Source organism: Roseimaritima multifibrata, assembly GCF_007741495.1.
Taxonomy (GTDB): domain Bacteria; phylum Planctomycetota; class Planctomycetia; order Pirellulales; family Pirellulaceae; genus Roseimaritima; species Roseimaritima multifibrata.
Map to the genome: position 1 here is coordinate 514,821 of NZ_CP036262.1, position 21,901 is coordinate 536,721.

Here is a 21,901-nt window from a genome sequence, read left to right on the forward strand (position 1 = left end):
CCATTTTCTTGCCAATATTTTCCCGTGATCGAGTTCTCTCTTTGATCCCCGGGCATCGCGCGCGCTCCCCTTTAGTTTCAGTCTTTCTTTCGCTTTCTGTCGTGGAGCGGCCGCAAAAGAAATCACATCGTTGTCTAGCAACCTCTGGCACCTAGGCTTGCTGAGAAACGCAGAAACTTCCCCTCGATGGTGGGTATGATGGGCTGGTTGGCATCATGACTTTCTATGGAGTTTTCGTATGAGCAAGTTTGGTTGGCTGCTGGGGATCGTTGTTTTGGCAGCCTCATTTGACGTGGGGCCTGTGGTGGGTGCGGATCCGGAATATGACGTTGTTGTCTATGGAGCGACGCCCGGTGGGATCGCGGCTGCCGTGGCAGCTGGCAAAGCGGGACAGTCGGTTCTGTTGGTCGAGCCGACTGCACGCGTTGGAGGACTGGTCACCAGCGGGCTCTCTCATACCGACTTTCATTCTTTGGAAAGTCTCAGTGGGGCATTCCTTGATTTTGCGAACCGCGTCCAGTCGTTTTATGTTCAAACCTACGGTGCTGATTCGCCGCAGGTTCAGGCTTGCTTTCATGGCACTTTTGGCGAACCCAAAGTGAATCTGGCGGTCTTCCACGATTTGCTAGAGGAACAGGCGAGCGTCAAGGTGGTCCGTCAGCATCGACTTGCCTCTTTGGCTGTTAGTGATTTAGCAGAGCGGAAGCATATTGATTCGGCGACCTTCGTCGATCCGCAAGGCGACGTACTGGCTGTGCGAGGCCGGGTGTTTATCGACGGAAGTTACGAGGGAGACCTGATGGCCATGGCTGGAGTGGCCTGGCGAGCCGGGCGTGAAGCGGCCGCCGAACATGGTGAATCGCTGGCGCCCGATACCGCTGATCAGCAATTGCAAGCCTACAACTTTCGCTTCATCATGACCCGTGATGAATCCAACCGCGTAACGCCCGTTGCTCCACCGGGCTATCGCCGTGAAGATTTCGTGGGGGTTTTGAAGGCGTTGCAGTCGAACCAAATCCAGCACGTTTTCGATTATCCCAGCAAGTGCATTTTTAAGGCTCAGACTCCAGCTTTGCCCGGCGGTAAGTACGACATCAATGATGTTTCGCGGAGCTTAGTGCGGCTCTCATTGCCCGGCAAAAATCTCGGGTGGCCCGACGGCGATCAAAAGGAACGGCAGGCGATATTTGACGAGCATTTGCGTGATCAGGTGGGGCTGCTCTATTTCTTGCAAAACGATCCAGAGGTTCCGGGAAAATTTCAACAGGAAGCGTCTGAGTGGGGATGGTGTCGCGACGAATTTCTGGAATCGAATCACTTGCCGCCGCAGTTGTATGTGCGTGAGGCTAGACGTATGCAGGGAGTGTATGTCTATGCACAGGCCGATAGCGAATACGCCACAGAAGGGACGCGTGCGGTCTTTCACAAAGATTCGATCGCGATGGCGGACTACGGTAATAACTGCCATGGTACGGCTCACGAAGGCCTACGCTTTGGCGGCAAGCATACGGGTGAGTTCTACAATCCTGTACCACCATATCAAATTCCCTATGGCGTCCTGCTTCCCAAGGATGTTGATAACTTGCTGGTTCCCGTTGCCGCGTCCTCATCGCATGTCGGTTTTTGTGCGTTGCGATTGGAACCGATTTGGATGTCGCTGGGGCAAGCGGCTGGGCACGCCGCGGCGCTTGCGGTGCAGGCAGATCATCCGGTGCAACAAGTCAATGTTTCGGACTTGCAACGTCAACTGCACGCCGACGGTTCGGCCACGATCTACGTTAGCGATGTACTACCAGATTCAACGGATTTTGTTGCGGTTCAGTGGTGGGCGGCAGCGGGTGGATTGCAGCATGTCTATCCGGATGGTGAACCGCGAAAACCCCGAGGCCCGAAACTGCACGGACAATACTGCGAAGCCGCTCCAGGTCACGCGGCGGGACTGGACCTGCCATTGGACGCAGATCTTGAACGGCGTTGGATCGATCTCGCCGCAACCATCGGTGTTCCGGCGACTGCCCTGCCAGAAGGGAATGGCAAAATCACTCGAGGCGAATTTATTCGCGCTGCAGCGAAAGCCAGAAAAACGGCGAAGAATTGAATCCGCTGGATTTGCAAGTGAGAGACAAACGTTTGGCTCGGATCGAGCGGCTGTCGGTATTGGTGTGAAGGATTCGCATCCCTCCTCTTGGAACCGTCAACGCTGCAGCGGTCAACGCTAGTGTTTGAAAGTGTCATGCCCGAATTCGTTCTCGACTTGTTCTTCGCTACTGCAGGTCGGGACGTGGAGAATTCATTTCCTGTTTGAGAATCTGCTTCAGCCGATTGACGGTCTCAGGCGACTGCGGTGCCAGGTCGTTTCGCTCTTCGTTGTCGTCCAAAATGTTGTATAGCTGGAAGAGGCCTTTCCTGCGGTCGGCTTCGACCAGCTTTAAACCTTCCTGCGTGATCAATGCACTGCTGCCCATCGACGTGTTGTGGTTATGGACGACGATGTAGTCATGTCGCTGAGTTTGAGGTTTACCTAGTAGCGTCGGTAGGTAGGAAACACCGTCTTTGCCGGCAGGTGTTGGTTCGCCGACCACATCCGCTAAGGTGGGCAGGAAATCGTAGTGCGCGGTCAACAAATCGGTCACGGAACCCGCGGCAATTTTTCCTGGCCAGCGGACGATGAGAGGGCATTGCATGCCACCTTGATACCCACTTCGTTTCAGTCCCGCGCGGCCACCTGCACCATCAAAGATGTCGCCGCACTCCGAGGTCCGCCACTTCTTGTCGGTCAAGTTCGCGGGTTCTCCATTAAGAAGTCTTTGCTTGCGGTAACTCGGTTTCGGGCCGTAATAAAGTTCATGACCATTGTCGGACGCGAACAGCACTATCGTGTTGTCATCGATTCCCAGCGTTACCAATTCGTTCATGATCAGGCCAACGTGGTCATCTAGCATTTTGACCATCGACGCATACTTCTTCTCTGCAAGACTCATTGAAGGATGGTTTGCAAAATCGGGGTGGAGTTTTGGAATGGCCACTGGCCCGTGAGGCAGTTGCGTGGGGTGGTAAAGAAAGAATGGCTTGTCTTGATGAGACCGCAGGAATTTCAAGATCCCTGCAATGAAGACTTCCTGGGAATAGGTTTCGCCACCGTAGCCGACCGGTTCGTTTCCTTCTTCGCTGGTCTTTCCGCAGTTAGGCATCGTATTGCCCGGCAGGTCAAACCGTTTGCCGTTGCGCCACAGATAGGGAGGATAGAAACCGTGACAGCGTTGATGATCGTAGAAGCCTTCGTAGAAATCCCAGCCAAAACGTTTGACGCGTTCGTGCCAAGTCAGAAAGCCGCGATCCAGTTTGCCGAACTGAGCGGTTTCGTATCCGGCCCGCTGCCCGATTTGGGCTAAAAAGACTTCATCGTCCGTGATCGGATGCGCTTTGGCTTTTAAGTTGGTCAAGCGCTTCTGGTAGTCCGCCTCGGTAATCGCCCCAGAGTCGCGCCAAATCGGCAGACCGGGGCGGCTTTGTGACCAGCCTCCCACTCGGCCGTCATGCATTCCCGTTAGAAGAGTCCATCGCGCCGGCGCACAGAAAACACCACCGTAGTAGTTCGTGAACTTCATCCCTTCGCGAGCCAGGCGATCGATGTTCGGTGTCGTTATCACCTGTTGCCCATAGCAGCCAAGCATTCCCGGACCGAGATCATCCGCAAAAATAAGAATCACGTTGGGGCGTTCGGTCGCTTGCCCCTGCTGTGCGATTCCGCAAACCGCAAGCAGGATCGTAAAGACGTACCGTATGGATTTCATGATGCTAGGTCTTTCGCCGTCGAGTGTGTCTACGGTTCATCAGGCACCAATGATTTGATGCTTCCGCCGAAACCTTTCGTACCGTGGGGGCCAGCCCACAGCATTGGATTGTAGATCAAAAGTACCCAACAGGTTTTGCTGGACGCTTTGCATCCAGTGTCACCTGCATTGGCATCTCACGTACGAATCTACTTAGCGGAACGGCGCGAGCCGTCCGGCACCCGCATAGAAAACTCATCTGCCGAACGACGCAAGCCCAATGTCATCTACTTTCTTAGCGGAACGGCGCAAGCCGTCCGGCCCCCGCTTTGAGAATCCTTCTGTCGTTCCACTAAGAAAGGATGCGGTATCGAGCTTACGCGACTCGGCTGCGAAAGCCGTTCGCTATCCTTCAAGCGGCGTCACCGTTGACACTTTTACTTGGCTAGTTTCACGGAATGAGCGGCGCCATCCACTTGAGCGTCTTTTACAACGATCGTATCGGGAGCGTCTTTGCCGGCTCGAATGACAAACGTCTTGCCTTTTGGAGCACCAGGGACAAACGATGTTCCGCTGACACGGACGGTGTAAAGGATGTCACCGCTGTCCGAATCGACCAATTGGACAACGGGTGAATCAACGTCAAATGTCAGTTCACCAAGTTTTCCCCAGGAGGGCGGGCTGTAGTTGTCGAACTGCGAAATCGTCCGCGGCCAGCCTGGGTATTGCTTGGCATCTGGATCGGTAACGTCCACATTCCGAGGCCAGCATTCCATCGTGATCGTGCGTGTGTTTGTATTGATTCGCACGAATCCAAATCCGGCGGCTCGGGTATTCAGCAGGTTTCCGGCAGGCATTTTCTCGGGGTTGGCCGCGGCGTAGTTGGTGACTTTATTGTCGAAGCCGTCGAGAAGGTCTCCCGTGTATTCGGGGCTGCCAGGTTCCCGGTTCTTGCCAGGTTCAAGCGGTTCCCACCAGCGAAGGTAAAGATTGGCGATCGAAGGGACACAGAAGGACCAGATCGCATCACGGTGTTCATCCACGCCATGATGAAAGATGGTGGCCAAGTGTTGGTCGCCTGCATAGTGAAACGCAAAACCTTTTCGTAACGATTTCAATGCGAGATTTCGGCCCGTCTGTGGCCAACCATTCGAATCCATGTCGGCGTGCAGACGGCCGTTGGCTGCGCCATGGATGTGGGCGCCTCCGCAGAAGATGGTTTGTGAAAGAGCGACCTTGACCTTGGCGTTCTGCCAGTCTTGAACCCAGTTATTAATGAAGTCCAGTTGTCTTTGCCCAAGTAAGATGGCTCCTTCAACATCCACACTTGCCGGATCGTATTCGGGGTTGCGAATATGATCGGGACGAGGGCCTTGTTTAGGAACTCGACCGGCCGGACCTGTTTTAAATTTGCGGTCTTCAAGAATCGCAAAATCGATATTGCCCCAATTCAGGTTGGTGAAATAGACCCCAATCCCCTGCCCCACTTTGCGTGGATCGACCGGGTCCGGTAGATGGCTGGTCTGGGCGCGTTCGACTTCTTGAACATAGATGCCAGGTTTGGAGTATCCACCGTCAGCGGCTCCACTGAGCGTTGAGATCTTTCCGCTTTCGCCCCACAGGTTGGGCTGTCCTACGTCATGATCGTCGGGCAGGCAAACGGTGGGTCGGTCTTTGATGATGTCGCCAAAGTCGCGGCCGAATTTCAGCCAGGCCGCGTAGTGTCGATTGTGGTCGTAAACTTGATCGCCTGAGAAAAATAGCACATCGGCGTCGACCTTGTTGACGTTATCGATCAGGTCCTGACGAGCGATGTCGCCGCCATGGGCTGGCTGGATGGAGTTCCCGGTAAATCCGGCGATGATGATTTCTTCTTTGTCCACAGGGTTCTTGCGGATCGTTCCTTCATACTTGGCTTGGGGGCCATGCAGGACACGGTACGCGTACGCTTGGTTGTCCTGCCAGTTTTCGACTCGAAACGGTGCGGTCCAGCCAGGTTCCACAACCGTGGTGCGAGCGACTTCAACCCACTTGCCTTCTTTTTGAATTTCCAGCCGAACGGTTTTGGAGTCACCCGGTTTCAGAGGGTATAGCTGGGCTGTCAGTTTGAGAGTGTTGTCGCTAACCGTGTACAACGCAAAACAAATGATCTCACTACGCTCGACGTCGGGGATCGTCAGGTTGGCGCGTCTCGGTCGTTTTTGTTGTCCGAAAAGCGGCGTGCCAACCAGCAATATCAGAAGGCAGCTGAGGACAATTTGTTTGTGTTTTTGCATGGTCTTTCTTGGCCTATTGATCGGATGGAGTCCTGTCTAGTGTACACAGACGGTTCGTTGCTGGCAGCCCTAAATCGGTCACGTCAGCGTCCGTCACCGTTGGGTTTTGCTGCGGATCATCGGCTGTCTGTCCTGTTTCTGGGCCGCGTCGCTGACGCCAAACAATTAGTAAATAGACAGGGATTAGGAAGTGCGGGGCGCGAAGCACCGCTTCGTGCAGGAATTGATCAGCCCCCCAGTAATGAAGACCCCAGGACATTCCGGCAACCGGTCGAGCGATTGAGGTTAAGAATCCCCAAATGGTCGCGTACCAAGCAGACGGATGACGCAGGTAGGGAATGCAGATTCCGATGCAGACCAGAAAGTCCAGCATTCCCGCAACGCGTAGCAGCGATTGAGCCGTTGGGTATTCAACCTCCAGGATCAAGGAGGTCATGGCATAAAAATTCCCCGGCGTTGGCCAGTATCCAAGTGCGTAGCTTCCATGGCCGGCAAAGGTCATGATCACGGCAATCACCGCGGTGATGACCGTCAGTCGGTGCCGCGGTCCTAGGCTGAGTGCCAACACCAAGAGAATCGGAATTAGCATCTGGCTGCCATGTTCGACGAACATCGGCAACTGACGCTGGGAGGCAACATATTTGGCGTAGCAGAGAATGGTCAACATCCCGCTGCCGAACACCAGTCCAGCCATCTGAAACCAAGACTTCTTGCGGACTGTCAACGTCATCACCGTGCAGGCAAGGTAGAGCCACCAGATTTTGCCGAGCCATTTTTGCACGAACCCGTCGTCGGCACCGGTGCCGACAAACTCATCCCATGTGAGTCCAAGGCGAGTTGCCAGATCGAAGGTGGCGTCTTGCCAAAGAAGTACCCCATAGGGCGCTTCCCAGTAATAATGAACCCAGGTCCAGCCAGCAAAGCAAAGAAACGCACCTAAGCGAAGGGCTGCGATCGGTAGACTGAATGGTTTCGAATCGTTCACATTGGACCTGGAAGGTACGCTCACTTGGGCAGCGTGCTCCATTCTATTCCGATCCACTTCCCCTGCAAAGCGAATCGCCGATCGGCATAGCATTCGTTACGCGAGGGGCACCATTCGACGGTTGGGGGCCCTGCGAACAACCGAATCGACAGGTTGCAATGATGTCGGTTCTCTTCGTTTCAAGTCGATAGCCATCGCCGACTGGTTCTTTCGGGTCGTCGACAGCAGGGGGGCTTCTGAAGTTGCTGCACAAACCTGATGGGTAAACGTACGTCTCTTTCGCGTTTTCCCCGTGGACCGTTGATGGATGTTTCCATCTCCCGTCGTGTCGACGTCAACACGTGAGATAGCGGCCCTCCACCCAAGGGCCGGGACGTCCACGACTTAGACGCCTCCTGCTTTTTCCGAGACGTCGTACCGCTAGGTTCTCAGGTCAAGCGGACGCGCGTGATCGACCCGGTCCGACCACCCGCGATTCTATCGCTGGCGGAGTTCATGTCTATTCTGGTGGTCGAAAGGATCGTACCCACCGGGAATTCGAGGCCTGGATTTCCCGAACAACCTTTTTGGTTTCGTCCGGTTCAAACGGATCGTGCTCGAGTTCATGCTCGAGGTTCTCCAGCTTTTTTCGGATCAGATAGCCTTGCATTCGCTGGTACGGACGAACCTGACCGGTGCGAATGAACGTGCCGACTTCCAGTCGTCGGCTCCAGTCCTCCCAGACCGGCAACCAGAACAAAGCATGATCGATTTGCCCGCTGTTGGCCGCTGCCAGACATTCTCCCCTTGCCAGCCTGATTTCTTCCAAGCATTCGTTTGGCGACGGGTAGTACGCATAACAGGCGACGACGCTCAGCGCGACCAAACCCGCCAGCATCGTCGCACCGATCACTCCCGGCGGGACGACGACATCGAAACCCTGGCGTGGCTGGGCATGTTCGGTCTGCAGCGACGACGCAAACGATCCCGCCTTGGCGTTTTTGCGAAGCGAACTTTCATCAATTTTCAGTACCCGGAACAGCAACCCGAATGCCCCCACGACGGCCAGGACGACCAGGGATGCGATCACGCTGAAGTCCATTTCTTTGGTGACTTTGTCACGGATGATTTGCAAACTCAATGCGTGATTGTTCGGCAAGGGGTTTACATAGATGTCAAACGCATGCGTGTGCCCGGCCGGTTCGACGCCTGGCGGGACGAGCGGTTCATTGATCGCGTAGGACAATCCCACAACAATTATCAGCAGCGATGCAAACCACCACGATGCGGCTTTCCATCCGTAGTGACGTCCGAACCATAGCAGCGTGGCGAAGTTCATGCCCGCACCCAAAATCAAAAGGGTGAACGAAGCGCCGGGCGAATTAGCATGTTGAAACATCATCCCCATCTGACTCATTGCCAGCATCGGCGTGGCATAGACCGGAATCGCCACAAACAACATCTTCAACGGTGCCCACCAATCGTCACGTTCGACTGCATTTTGCATCGCACCGTACGGCAATACCGCGGCGAGCAAAGCCAAGCCCGATAAACCGACCAGAGCGATCAGCATCGTTGTTCCCGTGGTCTCGCGAGCGATGTGGACCATTGTCGCAAAGACTCGGCGCAGTCCGATCAGGTGATCCGACGCTGTCTGTTCTTCATCCATAGCTATCGGCAGCGGCGCAACACGTTTTGAAAACGCGTCCCAGAACAGGCCGAGGGCCGTCACAACCACCAACGACCCCAGCACAAACAGGATGATCACCAACGGTCGGCTGAGCGTTAATCCATACAACAGCGACAGCGGATTGAATAACGGAGCCGACAACGCGAACGCTGACATCGCCCCTGGTTTGATCTTGGCGCGTCGCATTTCGAACAGGATCGGCAGCACGCCGATCGAGCAAACTGGCAGCAGCATGCCGACCAACCACGATTGCGGCAGCGAACGTAGCCCGTCGCCACCAAACAGTCGTCGCGTACCCGCACTGCCCAGGTAATAACGCAGGATGGATGCAATTAGCAGGCCGACCAGCAACGTCGGTGCAGCAGCGGCAAACCCTTGTAGGACGCGAATGAACCCACCGATAAGTATCACGGAAATCGGTTGAATCATGGCGATGTTCCCTTTTGTCTGGCGAGTTGGTCGGGGATTACTAGGACCGTGTCATCGATCAATTTGCAGAACGATTGAATTTGCGATCGGTCATCACTGCTTAAGCCTTGCTTCGCTTTCTCAAGGTTTGCCATTAAGGATTCCGAGTGGTGATATAGCGGCAGCCAATCCGCTTCGGAGAGATTGGTGTCAGCGGCAATTTCCGCCGTCCAACTGACAAGATCTTCGATTTCTTTTTGTGCCTGTTCGTTCACTTCAGGCGAGGCCAGACGTTCACGAAGTTTCGCGGCAACGTCTGAAAGATCCGCGGGCCAATGTTCGGCGACCACGTGATCGTCTTCAAATAACGAGGTCTTTGGTTCGGAGTCTTGGGAACCACAACCGACCATCAGTAGAACGACCAAGGCAACTGTCATGGACCTTGCGAAAGATCTTTGCTGAGGAGGTGTCGCCGCGTCCTTTTTATCGAGAGGCATTATTTGTACTCCGGTGAAGGAACCTGGGTCATGATGCGATCGATCACCAAATCGGTATCGTCTGTTGTTGTCAGTAAACGAACCGACAAAACCGGATGAGCGACTTTTGCTACGTCGCTGGGCGTGACAAAGTCGCGACCTTGCAGTACCGCCCACGCTTGAGCGATCCGTTGCCAGTGCAGCATGCCACGTGGACTGACCCCTAATTGAATCGAGGCATCGTTTCGCGTTGCCTCTACAAGGTCTACCAAGTACTCGCGAACCCGTGGATGTACCGTGATCGTTTGGACTTGTTGTTGGATTTTCCGCAAATCCGACAGGGACAAAACGCTGTGCGGTACGTCATCGTCGCGGTTGATCCGTGAAGCGTTTTCCAAAATGCCCAGTTGTGCCTGGCGATCGGGATACCCGATTTGTAATTTAATCGTGAATCGATCGAGCTGGGCTTCTGGAAGCGGATACGCTCCGTGCGAGTCGATCGGATTCTGAGTTGCAATGACAAAGAATGTATCTGACAAACGATGGGGAACCGCGTCGATCGTCACCTGCCGTTCGGCCATCGCTTCCAATAGCGCGCTCTGCGTTCGTGGCGTCGTACGGTTCAGTTCGTCTGCCAACAACACGTCCGCGAACACTGGTCCGGCATGGAATTCGAACTCGCGAGTCTTTTGGTTGAACAGATTAAATCCGGTCACATCGGTCGGCAACAAATCGGGCGTGCATTGGACTCGTGCCAGACGTCCACCTAAACATTCCGCGAGCGCCTTTGCGAGTGTTGTTTTTCCGGTTCCTGGCAAATCGTCTAGCAATAAATGTCCTTGGGCGAGCAAGCATGCAATCACAATTTCAATTTGTTCGGATTTGCCCAGTAACACTCGGCCGAGCTGCTCACGCAGCCTGTTCAGCACCGTTTGTACTTCGTTTTCCATCACCACGCTCATACCGTTCCACCGTTGTTGAATTGTTTTAATCGGCGCGTATTCAAACCACGAACCACGCCGCTTAGACGTCCGCGGTCGATCGTGGTGCCGCCACCGAAAATGCTCATGTCCGCGTCATTGCAGAATTCACGCACGCGGGTACGAAGAGGAAGATCGCAAGCGACGAGTGATTCCATCCAATCTCGCTGTGGCGTGCCGACGGGACGTTGCTTTCCCGCTAATTTCGCTCGGGTTTCGACGATTTGCATGGCGAGGCGAAGCTGTCGCTGGCGACCGAGTGGCCATGACAACGACCAACCGACTGTTAGCAACCATTCGATCCAAATCAGACGCGTGAAGGCCAGCAAAGCGAACGCGAAGATGATTGCCAATCCATGGATCCAGTATGCGCCGGCAAACCGCTTCGCCACCAACCACGTCGAAGGTGTGTAAACCGGTTCACGGTAGCCGGGCGTCGGTTCGATTTCGAACCAACGACCGTCGTCAAGCCTGATTTCGGTCCAAACATGAACGTCGTCAGGTGTCAGGCAAGCGTGGCCTGCGGCAATATCAAACGAATCCGGCCGCACGTAAAACCCCGTCACAATGCGGGACTGCAATCCGATCTCGCGAGCTTTGAGTGCCGCGACCGTCGCAAATAGATGATCCCCGCCACGTCGATTGCGTAGGAATTCGGCAACTGGATCGTCAGTTGTGGTTGAAGTGTTTCGGTCAAGTGTGAAGTTCGAGCGAAGCTCTTTCACGATCGCTTGAAGTTGCTCATAGGCGGAAGGCCCCCGCCCGCTAACCCCTTTCGCCGAGGCGGGCTGCGGAGTGCTGGAATCGCTTGTTAGCAGCGTAAGTAATTCGTCTTCCATTACTTTGACCGAAGCCAAATTCACCACCGTCAATGGCGGAATTTTTTCACGGCCGGGCATGTACAGCGAACCATCGTTGTCAATGGCGAAGAAGTCCTTACGATCGACGTCCTTGATGTGCAGGCCAGCGGTCATCATCGGCGCTGGTAGGCGAGTCGAATCCAGTCGCAGTACCTTCAGTAGATTGACCTCGACATCATCGGAGTTCTCAAACGCTTTGGGTTGAAGTTTTCGATCAAAGAACCAAACGTGCTTGTCGATCTCGATGCGCTGTAATTTTTCGTCTGCAAGTTTTGCCGAATTCGTCCAGTCCTTGCCATCGAACGTGTCGAACCGATTCATTGCCAAACGAATACCCGTTGGCCCGTCCCACTGAACGACCGACGCTTCGACCGCATCGTCGAAATGGTGATGCTTCTTTGGTGTCATTCGATCGGTGCTGAACGACGCTCCACCCTTCTCGCTTTTCGCCGTCCGCTCGTGCGTCTGAATGGCGTTTTGATTTGCCAACCCTTGGCTGCGTTCCGATTTTTTCTTCTTGGGTTCGCCGATGGTATCGTTGAACATGTCGAATAGGGACGGCTCTGGGGACTCCAGAAAGATATCCGAATCGACGGCGCCGAAGGAGTCCGCGTGGTCCTTGGCCGCGATCGCGGCGTCCCCTGTTCCGACACCCGATCGAGCCGCCGGGTCGGACCATTTCGATCCGCCACTAGTGGGCATGAAACCGAAGGCCAGGTGATCGGATTCTCCAAAACGATCGTGAATCAATAATCCACCGATGATGCAAAGTGTGGCCGCAAGCAAGACGCTGGCTGGTCGCACGCCGCTGGTCGGTCGCACGGAATCTGGCAAACAGAGATCCAGTCTTTCCCAGTGGTTAGCGACCAAATGCCAAACACAAATGGTTAGCCAAAGGATCGCCAACCAGACGGCACGGGGATCGTCGGAAATCGAATTCGAAAATAGCACAAGAAAACCGCTGGTGACCAGCGACATCGCTCGGGTGCGTTCGCTGGTAGCAAGCAACGCGATCACCAGCGACGTGGTCCCGAATAGGGTCAATGCTGACGTCTCAAACGCTATCAGTGATCCACTGCCGCGCGCGACGACCGCAAACAAGACAGGGGCGATGATCAACAGGCCTATAGCAAAATTCGCCAGAAATTGTAGTTTTCGACGTCCCGGTTTGCCGAAAGTCTTCGCGATTTTTGCTACGAGAAGTGCGACAACTAAAACCCCTATCTCCGCGAATAGCCAACCCCGCGACTCCGCAAAGTACCGCAGCGGAATGACCGAAGTGATCGATAGGATGGCCAGTAAAATAGTTTCGTTGCGTTTACGCGGCGACGTTGGCATCTCTCACCTCCGTCCAAAAATCACGCAGCTGATTTGCGAACGTTTCTCCCCGGTGAATGCGTTTCGTTAGTAAACGACCTCTCGCTTGACGTCCGCCTTGTGGGTTAATCAAACGAACGATCGTGTCTCCACCATGGTCCGATGAAAATTCAATTGCTGCGTGTTGGGGCACCGTGTCTCGTTTAGGCGGAACGTCCGTTCCATCAGCCGGCACATCGGCTAGAGCATCCAAAATCTGCCGACGACCCTTTGTACCTTGCGCCAATCGTAGGCGTCGCGATCCGATCATCACACGCATCGGGACGTTCGCTTGATGCAGATTGACCAACAGACTTGCTGCAACGCGGATTCGATCAGCGAGTTGATCTCGTGTGCCTTGACAAAACGTATCGACCCACAAATCCAATTCCACGTTCTGGGGGCCGCCACGTTCGGTCACGATCAATGAATCGACACGGGCGGAAGCGACCCAGTTGATGTGTTTGGCTGCATCGCCCTGTCGGTAAGGTCGTACACCTACAAAATCACCGCTACGTCCACCGCGACTTCCTTCGCCGTGTAGCGAGTTGGTCCCGCCGGCGATGGGGCAAGTTCCGGTAATTGGGAAGACCTTCGGCCACACGGTTAATGATTTCGTTGCCGTCAGCTTACGCTTCGCCGTCCAAATTCCAAACGGAAACGAACAGGAAACCCGAGGCATTTGAACCGGGTAATGCCCACGCAGCGATGGGGTCACCGTGATTCCGAATTCGCTGACACAAAGCGGCGGCACACACGCCAGCCCCACCGTCGGCATCGCCTCGTCGCTTTCGCAGTCCAGGTAGCCCTCAACCGCCAGTCCCCAAACGGGAATAGGGATGCGGTTGCGAACCGACAAGATCATCCGGCACGCATCGTCTTCGGGAACCCAGGTCACTTCAGGCTTCAATTCGCAGGCAGTGACATGAATGGCGACCAAAGGCCACGTGATGCCCACACCTATGATCGCGGTTAACGAAGCAGCCAAAGTCCAGCCGATTGGGTTTAGGAACAGGCCGATCACGACACTGATCGCGGTCGCCAAAACGAACCAGCCGATCGGTTCTTTTAGCCAATAAACAAAACGATTCGCCCAGGGGCAAAAGTCGGTCGTCAACACACGAGACAACCAACCCGCCGAGCTGGGCGATTCATGGGCCATCGCCATGGGATCGCACCTTCGGTACAGAAACAAACAAAACGCGGAGAGAAAGAAACGGCGTAAGCGCTAGACGCTTGGCGGTCCCCGTACCGTGTGGCTGCGTGAAAGATGGCTTTGGGCGATCAGGTCGTCAATGAAAGCAAGCTCGCGACCAACTGCTAGCCGTTCCATGCAGACGACAGCGTCCGCAAGCATGATCGCGTGACGCGAAGCAAAGAAGCTTTGACAAATCGAACAGCGATCCGAATCGTGTTCCTCGGTTGGCTGCGCAGGATCGTGTTTTTCGTCCGGTTTGTCTGTGTGGGCGAGCGCGTCTGCTTGGCAGGTGTCGCCGTGATTGTGGTGGCAGCAAGAATGACTGCCGTGCTCACCCGTCGAAGTTTCGCCAGGATTGACCGCATTCGTTGAACAGCATCCCGCTGGGTGACTCGAGCATCCGACGTGAACCCAGCCGGTGACGTTGCCAAATAGCAATGCCGCCAAAGTCAGGTAAACGGTCAGGATTCGAGACGAACTCAAAGGTCGGTTTCCAGCATTGATAAAGAAAGCACCCTAAGGAATAGCTCTTAGGTGAGAATCAACGGTCCGACCAAGGATGTTAAGATTGTCTAAGCTGGTTTACGTTCTGTCAATCGTTTTGGTTCAGCACGCGTGCAATGTTCATGGCTATTTCACGAAACTAGTGAGTGCATCGAACCACCCGAACGCCTAAAATTTTTTGAGCCTTGACGAACCAGCTGAGTTCGATCATCGTAACAACTAACAATGATCTTTGGTCGGACCATTTTGTTACTCAGTCTCCTGAATTGAATGTCTTTTTGATGCATCCGTTGTTCCGACCCCTTCTGGCTAGCCTACTGTGCGGCACGATCGTTCTCGGTCATGCTCCCGCTTGGCTGCATGTCGGCACCTGTGAAGGTCATGGTCATGCATCGGCCGCCGTCGCTCCCGAGGGATCTGTTTCGGCTTGTTCGTCTGGGTGCATGCATCATGCTTCATCGCCAGCGGCGACCGAGACCGGGGCTGGCTTGCACGATTCGGGGGATCATCAACCGCATGATTCCGATAACTGTGTGACTTGTCAGTCTTTGGCGAGTCCAAGCGGTGTGACATGGGAATTGCTGGTTTCGCTACCATCGCAATTCGTTTCGCACCCTGCCTGTGTCGCTTCTGAGTCTAGTTTCTCGGCGACTCTTCTTTCGCTCCCGCAGCCTCGCGGGCCGCCCGCTGTGGCGTAATTGCTTTCACTGTCTGGCTGTGGAATTAGGCCTTTGGTTTGGCGTTTCTGCAGTTGTTTGGCAGGCTGGAAGCGTGTTTCACGATTGTCTCACCACGTTTGGATTTTGATGGGTTCGCGGTTCGCGAATTCGTCAAGGTAAATGGGCTACCGACCTTATGCGTCCCGCCGCGTGCGGTGCGATCGGTCAATGGTCCGACCAAACCCGATCGGTTGTGCCTGCGCGGTGGGGCTCCTTATGTAAAGCAGTTTGTGGTGGATCTTGTTAAGGATCGACTGCGAAGAAAGCTAGCAAGTCAAACGTGTGCGGACTGTTCGTCGCCGCCGCACACGCCTGCATTGGTCATGCGGAACCTTTGGTCAGGCGGCAATACGTTTTTTTAGTAACTCGTTTTCTAAAAAGGAAAACACCATGCGTAAGTTGTTTAAGAACAAAAAGGGCCAAGGCCTGGTTGAATACGGAATTCTTGTCGGTGGCATCGCTTTGGTTGCCCTGGCTGCCACTGCCATCCTCGGGCACAAGACCACCGACCTGATCGGTACCGTCGCTGGCGCCCTGCCTGGTGCTCATAGCGAAGATGTCGGGCCGATCGTTAGCGGCCAGTTGGTTGCCACGACGACTCAGTCGAGCGGAACGGGGCTCGTGCTAGCCGCGAACGCTGGTTCGTTTAGTGATAACTTGGGAATCGACGTCGAAGGTTTGATTGTCGAGCCAGGTGAATAGTTAAGTGTTTATTGACGAGTTCGCTGTAGGCTTTCAGTGCCTGTAGTGAAAAGACGTGCTGTCTGGCGGAGTTGTTTCCGTCAGGCAGCGTTTTCGATAGGCAATCTATGTGTATTGGGCGGGGCAGTTACCTGACGCTTTGCGTGGTCAAGTTTTAACGGCGACGTATGAACGGATCCCGATGGAGATCGACGAAATGCTTTTTTGGTGGTTGCCAGCGGTTGTCTGTGGCGTGGCTGTGTACCACGACCTGCGATCGCGGGAGATTCCCGATTGGTTGCCAATTGCTCTGGTCCTGTTGTTTCCGGTTCGGCTGCTGCTTGCACCCGATGCGGGCGTTTGGTGGCAACACCTGGTTGGCGGAGCCCTGGCGTTGTGCTTGGGGTTGGTCGTTGGCCGCGGTGATCGATTTGGCGGCGGTGACATAAAACTGTTCGCAGCGATCGTGATGTGGTTTGGTGTTTCGTCGCTACTTCCGTTAGCGATGTGGATTGCCATTGCGGGTTTGCCGTTGGCAATCTTTGCGGCGGTGAGGAAACAGGAGGATTTTGCCTATGCACCGGCGATCCTTGCAGGTGTGTTTTTGTATTCGGTCGCTCCGGACTTGGTTCAACGAATTATGGTGTAGTAATCGAGCGTTAACGTAAGCGTAAAAAATATTTTCGACGACAGATGGAGCGTAAATGATCGGCCAGGATGGCTTGAGTTACCAAAGAGTTTTCCATGGCAAAACAACGGCGTACCGCAGTTCGAGGGTCTTACCTCCCCATCATCTTGATGGCTGTTACCGTGATCGGCATGCTCGGTTTTTCCGGCATGGCTGTGGCCTGGACGCTGGGGTATTTTGACGCGGCTTCCAAGCCCAACGTTGCGGCGGTCGACCGGACGGGGCAGCTTGCCTTTCCGGCAATCGTGCGACCGATGAATGCCCACGAAGCGGTCACCAAAGACGACTTCATTCACCCGCAAACCAAGCAGCTGAACGTTGTCTGGCTGCCCGAGGCCACCGAGAAAGTGGTCTCCCGCAAAATGTCCGACCTGATCGGTCGCGTGCTGCGGCGTGACAAACAGGCCGGGATGGTGCTTAGTGAGGCGGATTTTCTTGAAAAGGGAACTCGCCCTGGATTGGTTGCCGGCATTCCTGCTGGCAAATTTGCCATGTCGATTCCGGCTGCGGAGATTGCTGGGCTGGATCAGTTACGCGGTGGGGATCGCTTTGACTTGCTGGTTTCACTGCCTAAACGAGACGATGGGGGGCAGATCGCCAACAGCGAACCCGCCGCTTTGTTCGGTGGCATCAAGCCACCTTCGCTGCGCGTCGGCCAGCTGTCCCGACGCCATGGCGTCATGCATCTGGTCACCGATGGCATGTTGGTCACGCTGTTTAGTGGCAAAGAGCGTTCGACGAGTGGCCCCAGTGGGTTGACGGTGGCTCCCGGTGGTAGCAAATCCAAGAAATCCACACCCGCCATTGTGTATGCCGAACTGGCCGTTTCCCCCGATGAGATCGGCCCGCTGACTGAAGCCATTTCGCTCGGCACCAAATTGACCTGCGTCCTTCGCAGTGGATTGCCCAGTGATGATGTAGGCGATGCGACGTCCACCGAAGGAATGGTGCCGGTCATCACAGCCGCCAAGGAGGTCAGCGCATTCAGTGCGTTGACCGACGAAAACCTGATGGATGATTCGACTGGGCAGTTGCACTATTACTACTTCCCCGCCGAAAAAATTTCCGATGAATGGATTACCGAGCCTTCGCAGTTGTACGGCCGAGTGGTCGCGCGGCCGCTACGACGGGGAGCGTTAATTTCCGAAAATGACTTGCTGCCTCCCGGAACGCGGCCAGGTATCTCGGCAGGGCTGCAGCCCGGTATGGCGGGAATGAGTCTGTCAAAAGCGAACGTGTTGGGGTTTGAGAATTTGTCGGTCGGCGATCAATTCTCGATTTTGACGCGGGTCCCCGGTGAAGTCACCGCTTCAAGTCCCAGCACCACCTGGGCGACGTTGCTGGGCGGCCAGCCGACCGAAGATGACGCACGGATCGCCGAGATGGTGCGCACCGGCATTCGCGAAGTCGTTCGCAGTGCCATCTATTTAGCTCAAACCGATGGCGATTCGGTCATCATCGGTGTTCCCGAAATGGAAGTCGCTAAATTGGCCCAGCTCATTCGTGATAAAGCAGAAGTGTTCGCAGTGGCGAGGTCGAGCCAGCAAGAGCTGGATTCGACAGGGATTCCAGGAATCCCCGCTTCGCGAGTCAAAGGGGCTGGAAACATAGATACATCCCGTCAGGAGTTTCGTTCGGCCCAGCAAGGCAAAGAAAGTCTAGGTGACTTCCGCTACGTCAGAGCGAGTCCATCTGAGACCGCTTTTTCTAGTCAGAGATTGGTCAGCCAAAACCAATCCGGCAATCCATTCGAATCACCAGAAGGGCAAGGCGACAAAGTTTCGGTGCCGATTTTGGTCCAAGAAGTTCCCGCGTATGAGGAGCTCTGGATCGATGACTTTATCGACCCCACGACCGGACGCATCCAAACGTTTTACTTCGATCCGGCGAATGTCGACGATGATTGGGAACTTGATATCCGCAAACTGATCGACCGTGTCCCACTGCGTCCCTTGCGAGCCGGCCGCCCCGTAAAGTCAATCGACTTGGCACCCCCTGGATCGCCAGCGGGTCCTGCGCTCGGATTGGAGCCAGGCATGCGAGCGGTGACGGTGAATGCAACCCAGTTGGTTGGTCTAGAGACGCTCAGGGTCGGTGCGGTTTTTGATCTGGTCTCCGCCCGCGGCGTGCAAGTCAATTCGCTGGCTGACAGTGTCCGGCAATCGATTGCTAGTAGCGATGCTGTCAAAGAAGCGACCAAGCTTCCCGCCGGACGCGTTGCTGCGTCGCGTACGGTCGCATCGGGAGTGAGGCTTTTGTCGAACACGGGTGTGACGCAAATCATGGTGCCCAAGTCGACGGGCAAGAAGGAAACGCAGACGCAAACCCGCCTGGCAGCTGACGGTTCGACGGTCACCGAAACCTTGATAGCGGACCCCGTCGTATTCGAAGAACGGACCGTTCAACAATTTGTGCTTGCGATTAAAAGCGAATTTGTCGGTTCCGTGCTGGGGCTGTTGGACGATCAGAATCCGATGTACGTATCCGTTCGGCCGTTGACACACGACAACGGATCGGACGACGCAAGCGATGAAGTCGATCGTCCAGTGCGGGCGGTAATCCAGGAACATGTCCGTGGCACGGATATTACGAGCGAAGTCTTTCTCACCGATCGCCCCGAACCGCTGTCGACTCTGGACAGTGCCGCCGCGAAACACGCACGCGAGGCTGGTTGATGACGGAATCCAAACTTGCTCCTCGAGTGCTTGTCTTCACACAAGATGAAGCGGTGGGTCGAGAGATCCGCGAGGCGATTCGCAATGTTGCCGCCGATGGGCCGATTAATGTCTACGTCACCACCGACCTGACTCAGGCCGTCGATACCGTGCGCGACCGCGAACCGAACGCAGTCATGCTTGAACTCTCTGGCGACCTTGCCAGCGACCGAACTCGGATCGGCGAACTGCGTTCAATCCACTCGGACTTGATGTTGGTTGGGGTCTATAGCGCCGAATCGAACAGCGCCAACATTCATTCAGGCTACATGGTGGAATTGGTTCGGCTGGGCGTTAGCGATTTCCTCCGTCGCCCCATCGCCGAAGGCGAATTAAGCGGTTTCATGAACCGCTTGGTCTCCACCGGCCAGGCCAATGAACCGGCCCGAAGCGGGACATGCGTTGCCTTTGTCAGCAACAAAGGGGGCGTCGGAAAATCTAGTCTGGCTGTTAACACCGCGACCGCCCTGGCGCTGCAATATCCCAACGAAGTTTTATTGATCGACGCTTCCCTGCAGATGGGCGTTTGCGCCCCGATGTTGAATCTGACGCCCGAAACATCGTTGCTTGACGCCTTCGAGCAACGCCAGCGTTTGGATAGCACCCTGATCCGCCAATTGGCTACGCCCCATGAGTCGGGATTGATGTTGCTGGCCGCGCCCTCGGACCCCATTGCTGCCGCCGACATTGACGACCAATCGATCGTGCGGGTTTTGAACCTCGCTCGACGTACCTTTCGCTTCGTCATCGTCGACACCTTTCCCTTGTTCGACCAGGTCGTGATGAGTGTGCTGGATATTGCCACTCGCGCGTATGTGGTTTTGGATAATGTCGTCCCCACGGTTCTCAGTGTGGTTCATTTGTTGCGACTGCTGGAAAATCTTCAGTACCCGCATGAACGTCTGCGGATCGTCGTCAATCGCTATCAACAATTGGCTGGCAATCCACTTATCGATGATGTCGCGCGTTCCTTGCGAATGCCGGTCGATCACGTATTGCCTTATGACAAACGTATGATTACCGCAGCCAATGTGGGGCGTCCGTGCACGATGGACTTGGTGCGATGGTCCAAGCTGCATCGCGAATTGAAACAACTGGCCAATGAAATCATCGCGTTGCAGCCCGTCCAAGACGAGGGCCGGCGATGAACCAATTACCTCAAGACAATGTCCCCCCAAGCGATCCGGGCAAAGAGGATTTGGGCAAAGAGGAAGCGGGCAGATTCGCACGTCAGCAATTGTCGAAGGTCCGCTTTAAAGTTCCCGCAGAACGGGCGACCGAGCGAGAATCGTCGAAGAATGCCTTTAGCGTTTCCAGCGATGGTGCAACCCGATCCAAAACGAAGACGGCCGACTACATCACGGTCAAATCAGGTCTGCACCAGCGTTTGTTGGATCTGCTGAACGAAAGCCGATTTGTCGGAGCCTCGGACGAAGTCCTGGAAGACGCCGTGCAGGAATTCGTCGAACGGATTCTTGATACCGAAGACTTGCCGCTTAACGCGGCCGAACAGCGGCAACTGGCCGATGACCTGACGGAAGAAACCTTGGGGGTCGGTCCGCTGGCGCCGCTGTTGGGCGACCCCGCGGTGACGGACATTTTGGTCAACCGCTTTGACCAAATCTATATCGAAAGATTTGGGAAGCTGGAAGCGACCGATGTTCGTTTTCGAGACAACGAGCACTTGGTGCGGATCATCCAGCGAATTGCCGCCCGGGTCGGTCGTCGCATCGACGAAAGTTCGCCGATGGTCGATGCCCGCTTGGCCGATGGAAGCCGTGTTAATGCGACGCTACCGCCGGTCACGATCGACGGACCAACGCTTTCGATTCGGCGATTCGGTAAACGTCGACTTCGCCAAGACGATCTGATGCGTTTGGGGATGTTTTCATCCGCAATGCGTGAGTTCATGCATTGGATGGTGCTGTCGCGCAGCAACGTTCTGGTAGCCGGTGGTACCGGGGCAGGTAAATCGACGTTCCTGGGGGCTCTGTGCGAAGCGATCCCCGATTCGGAACGGATCGTCACCATCGAAGACGCCGCGGAACTACTTTTGGACCAGGTGCATGTGGTACGCATGGAAACGCGCCCCGCCAACCTGGAAGGAACGGGGCGGATTGCGGCCCGCGAACTGGTGATCAACGCGCTGCGGATGCGGCCCGACCGGATCATCGTGGGCGAGGTCCGGGGTGGCGAAGCGCTCGATATGCTGCAAGCGATGAACACCGGCCATGATGGAAGTCTGACGACGGTGCACGCCAATAGCCCCCGCGATGCCGTCTCACGATTGGAAACGATGGTGATGATGGCGGGGATCGATTTGCCCTCCCGCGCGATCCGCGAACAGATTGCCTCGGCGGTCGACCTGATCATTTCGGTTCGTCGCTATGACGATGGTATCCGCCGCGTTGAATCGATTTCGGAACTGACCGGGATGGAAGAACTGACGCCGCAATTGCAAGAGATTTTTGTCTTCAAGCAACGCGGCCGAAAAGATCGCCAGATCGTCGGAGACTTTCAGCCTACAGGCATCGTCCCCAGACGGGTTCATAACCTTCGCGAACGAGGTTTTGATATTCCGCTGGAGATGTTTCGAAGTGAGCGTGAGGGATAG

The 21,901-nt window shown here is 55.2% G+C and carries 17 protein-coding genes; 8 read left to right on the forward strand and 9 right to left on the reverse strand.

Annotation, left to right across the window (positions count from 1 at the left end; translation table 11 throughout):
- Positions 1 to 238: 238 nt before the first annotated feature.
- Positions 239 to 2,098 carry an FAD-dependent oxidoreductase gene (locus FF011L_RS02035; protein ID WP_145349804.1) on the forward strand — a complete coding sequence of 620 codons (1,860 nt, stop codon included), beginning with the start codon at positions 239 to 241 and terminating at the stop codon, positions 2,096 to 2,098.
- A 166-nt stretch (positions 2,099 to 2,264) separates the two neighbouring features.
- On the opposite strand, the gene FF011L_RS02040 is transcribed toward FF011L_RS02035, so the two are convergent.
- The 9 genes from FF011L_RS02040 to FF011L_RS02080 all read right to left on the reverse strand — a co-directional run bounded on the left by FF011L_RS02040 (position 2,265) and on the right by FF011L_RS02080 (position 14,464).
- Positions 2,265 to 3,794: an arylsulfatase gene (locus FF011L_RS02040; protein ID WP_145349806.1), complete on the reverse strand. Its 1,530-nt coding sequence runs from the start codon at positions 3,792 to 3,794 to the stop codon at positions 2,265 to 2,267.
- Between the two features lie 416 nt (positions 3,795 to 4,210).
- Positions 4,211 to 6,049 carry a hypothetical protein gene (locus tag FF011L_RS02045; protein WP_145349808.1) on the reverse strand — a complete coding sequence of 613 codons (1,839 nt, stop codon included), beginning with the start codon at positions 6,047 to 6,049 and terminating at the stop codon, positions 4,211 to 4,213.
- A 13-nt stretch (positions 6,050 to 6,062) separates the two neighbouring features.
- Positions 6,063 to 7,034 carry a hypothetical protein gene (locus tag FF011L_RS02050; RefSeq protein WP_246109673.1) on the reverse strand — a complete coding sequence of 324 codons (972 nt, stop codon included), beginning with the start codon at positions 7,032 to 7,034 and terminating at the stop codon, positions 6,063 to 6,065.
- A 499-nt stretch (positions 7,035 to 7,533) separates the two neighbouring features.
- Positions 7,534 to 9,132 (reverse strand): permease, encoded by a 1,599-nt coding sequence (locus FF011L_RS02055; RefSeq protein WP_145349810.1) that lies wholly within the window; start codon positions 9,130 to 9,132, stop codon positions 7,534 to 7,536.
- The gene (locus FF011L_RS02060) at positions 9,129 to 9,608 is read right to left on the reverse strand and encodes a hypothetical protein (protein ID WP_246109674.1); all 480 of its coding nucleotides are present in this window, start codon (positions 9,606 to 9,608) and stop codon (positions 9,129 to 9,131) included. Before FF011L_RS02060 ends, FF011L_RS02055 begins: the two co-directional genes overlap by 4 nt.
- Complete coding sequence (locus FF011L_RS02065; RefSeq protein ID WP_246109675.1) at positions 9,608 to 10,537, reverse strand: AAA family ATPase; 930 nt, start codon at positions 10,535 to 10,537, stop codon at positions 9,608 to 9,610. The genes FF011L_RS02060 and FF011L_RS02065 overlap by 1 nt, the downstream gene beginning before the upstream one ends.
- A gap of 8 nt (positions 10,538 to 10,545) precedes the next feature.
- Positions 10,546 to 12,765 carry a DUF3488 and transglutaminase-like domain-containing protein gene (locus tag FF011L_RS02070; RefSeq protein WP_145349813.1) on the reverse strand — a complete coding sequence of 740 codons (2,220 nt, stop codon included), beginning with the start codon at positions 12,763 to 12,765 and terminating at the stop codon, positions 10,546 to 10,548.
- The gene (locus tag FF011L_RS02075) at positions 12,746 to 13,951 is read right to left on the reverse strand and encodes a DUF58 domain-containing protein (protein ID WP_145349815.1); all 1,206 of its coding nucleotides are present in this window, start codon (positions 13,949 to 13,951) and stop codon (positions 12,746 to 12,748) included. The genes FF011L_RS02070 and FF011L_RS02075 overlap by 20 nt, the downstream gene beginning before the upstream one ends.
- A 60-nt stretch (positions 13,952 to 14,011) precedes the next feature.
- Positions 14,012 to 14,464, reverse strand: coding sequence for a hypothetical protein (locus FF011L_RS02080; protein WP_145349816.1), 453 nt, complete (start codon positions 14,462 to 14,464; stop codon positions 14,012 to 14,014).
- 206 nt (positions 14,465 to 14,670) lie between these two features.
- Here FF011L_RS02080 and FF011L_RS02085 point away from each other — a divergent pair, with 206 nt between their 5' ends.
- From FF011L_RS02085 to FF011L_RS02110, 7 genes are all read left to right on the forward strand, one after another.
- Positions 14,671 to 15,183 (forward strand): DUF2946 family protein, encoded by a 513-nt coding sequence (locus tag FF011L_RS02085; protein WP_246109676.1) that lies wholly within the window; start codon positions 14,671 to 14,673, stop codon positions 15,181 to 15,183.
- A 38-nt stretch (positions 15,184 to 15,221) separates the two neighbouring features.
- Entirely contained in the window at positions 15,222 to 15,566 is a 345-nt protein-coding gene (locus FF011L_RS26100) for a hypothetical protein (RefSeq protein ID WP_218933253.1), read from the forward strand.
- A 28-nt stretch (positions 15,567 to 15,594) separates the two neighbouring features.
- Positions 15,595 to 15,906: a Flp family type IVb pilin gene (locus tag FF011L_RS02090; RefSeq protein ID WP_246109677.1), complete on the forward strand. Its 312-nt coding sequence runs from the start codon at positions 15,595 to 15,597 to the stop codon at positions 15,904 to 15,906.
- A 196-nt stretch (positions 15,907 to 16,102) separates the two neighbouring features.
- Positions 16,103 to 16,534, forward strand: coding sequence for a prepilin peptidase (locus FF011L_RS02095; RefSeq protein ID WP_218932957.1), 432 nt, complete (start codon positions 16,103 to 16,105; stop codon positions 16,532 to 16,534).
- Between the two features lie 95 nt (positions 16,535 to 16,629).
- Positions 16,630 to 19,248, forward strand: coding sequence for an RcpC/CpaB family pilus assembly protein (locus FF011L_RS02100; protein ID WP_145349819.1), 2,619 nt, complete (start codon positions 16,630 to 16,632; stop codon positions 19,246 to 19,248).
- Positions 19,248 to 20,435 carry an AAA family ATPase gene (locus tag FF011L_RS02105; RefSeq protein ID WP_145349821.1) on the forward strand — a complete coding sequence of 396 codons (1,188 nt, stop codon included), beginning with the start codon at positions 19,248 to 19,250 and terminating at the stop codon, positions 20,433 to 20,435. The genes FF011L_RS02100 and FF011L_RS02105 overlap by 1 nt, the downstream gene beginning before the upstream one ends.
- A complete protein-coding gene (locus FF011L_RS02110; RefSeq protein ID WP_145349823.1) occupies positions 20,432 to 21,901 on the forward strand; it encodes a CpaF family protein in 1,470 nt (489 codons plus the stop codon). The genes FF011L_RS02105 and FF011L_RS02110 overlap by 4 nt, the downstream gene beginning before the upstream one ends.

Bases quoted from the DNA above. Each gene is read 5' to 3' on its own strand.
- FF011L_RS02035 (WP_145349804.1), top strand. From the start codon at position 239: ATGAGCAAGTTTGGTTGGCTGCTGGGGATCGTTGTTTTGGCAGCCTCA.
- FF011L_RS02040 (WP_145349806.1), bottom strand. From the start codon at position 3,794: ATGAAATCCATACGGTACGTCTTTACGATCCTGCTTGCGGTTTGCGGA.
- FF011L_RS02045 (WP_145349808.1), bottom strand. From the start codon at position 6,049: ATGCAAAAACACAAACAAATTGTCCTCAGCTGCCTTCTGATATTGCTG.
- FF011L_RS02055 (WP_145349810.1), bottom strand. From the start codon at position 9,132: ATGATTCAACCGATTTCCGTGATACTTATCGGTGGGTTCATTCGCGTC.
- FF011L_RS02060 (WP_246109674.1), bottom strand. From the start codon at position 9,608: ATGCCTCTCGATAAAAAGGACGCGGCGACACCTCCTCAGCAAAGATCT.
- FF011L_RS02065 (WP_246109675.1), bottom strand. From the start codon at position 10,537: ATGGAAAACGAAGTACAAACGGTGCTGAACAGGCTGCGTGAGCAGCTC.
- FF011L_RS02070 (WP_145349813.1), bottom strand. From the start codon at position 12,765: ATGCCAACGTCGCCGCGTAAACGCAACGAAACTATTTTACTGGCCATC.
- FF011L_RS02075 (WP_145349815.1), bottom strand. From the start codon at position 13,951: ATGGCGATGGCCCATGAATCGCCCAGCTCGGCGGGTTGGTTGTCTCGT.
- FF011L_RS02090 (WP_246109677.1), top strand. From the start codon at position 15,595: ATGCGTAAGTTGTTTAAGAACAAAAAGGGCCAAGGCCTGGTTGAATAC.
- FF011L_RS02095 (WP_218932957.1), top strand. From the start codon at position 16,103: ATGCTTTTTTGGTGGTTGCCAGCGGTTGTCTGTGGCGTGGCTGTGTAC.
- FF011L_RS02100 (WP_145349819.1), top strand. From the start codon at position 16,630: ATGGCAAAACAACGGCGTACCGCAGTTCGAGGGTCTTACCTCCCCATC.
- FF011L_RS02105 (WP_145349821.1), top strand. From the start codon at position 19,248: ATGACGGAATCCAAACTTGCTCCTCGAGTGCTTGTCTTCACACAAGAT.
- FF011L_RS02110 (WP_145349823.1), top strand. From the start codon at position 20,432: ATGAACCAATTACCTCAAGACAATGTCCCCCCAAGCGATCCGGGCAAA.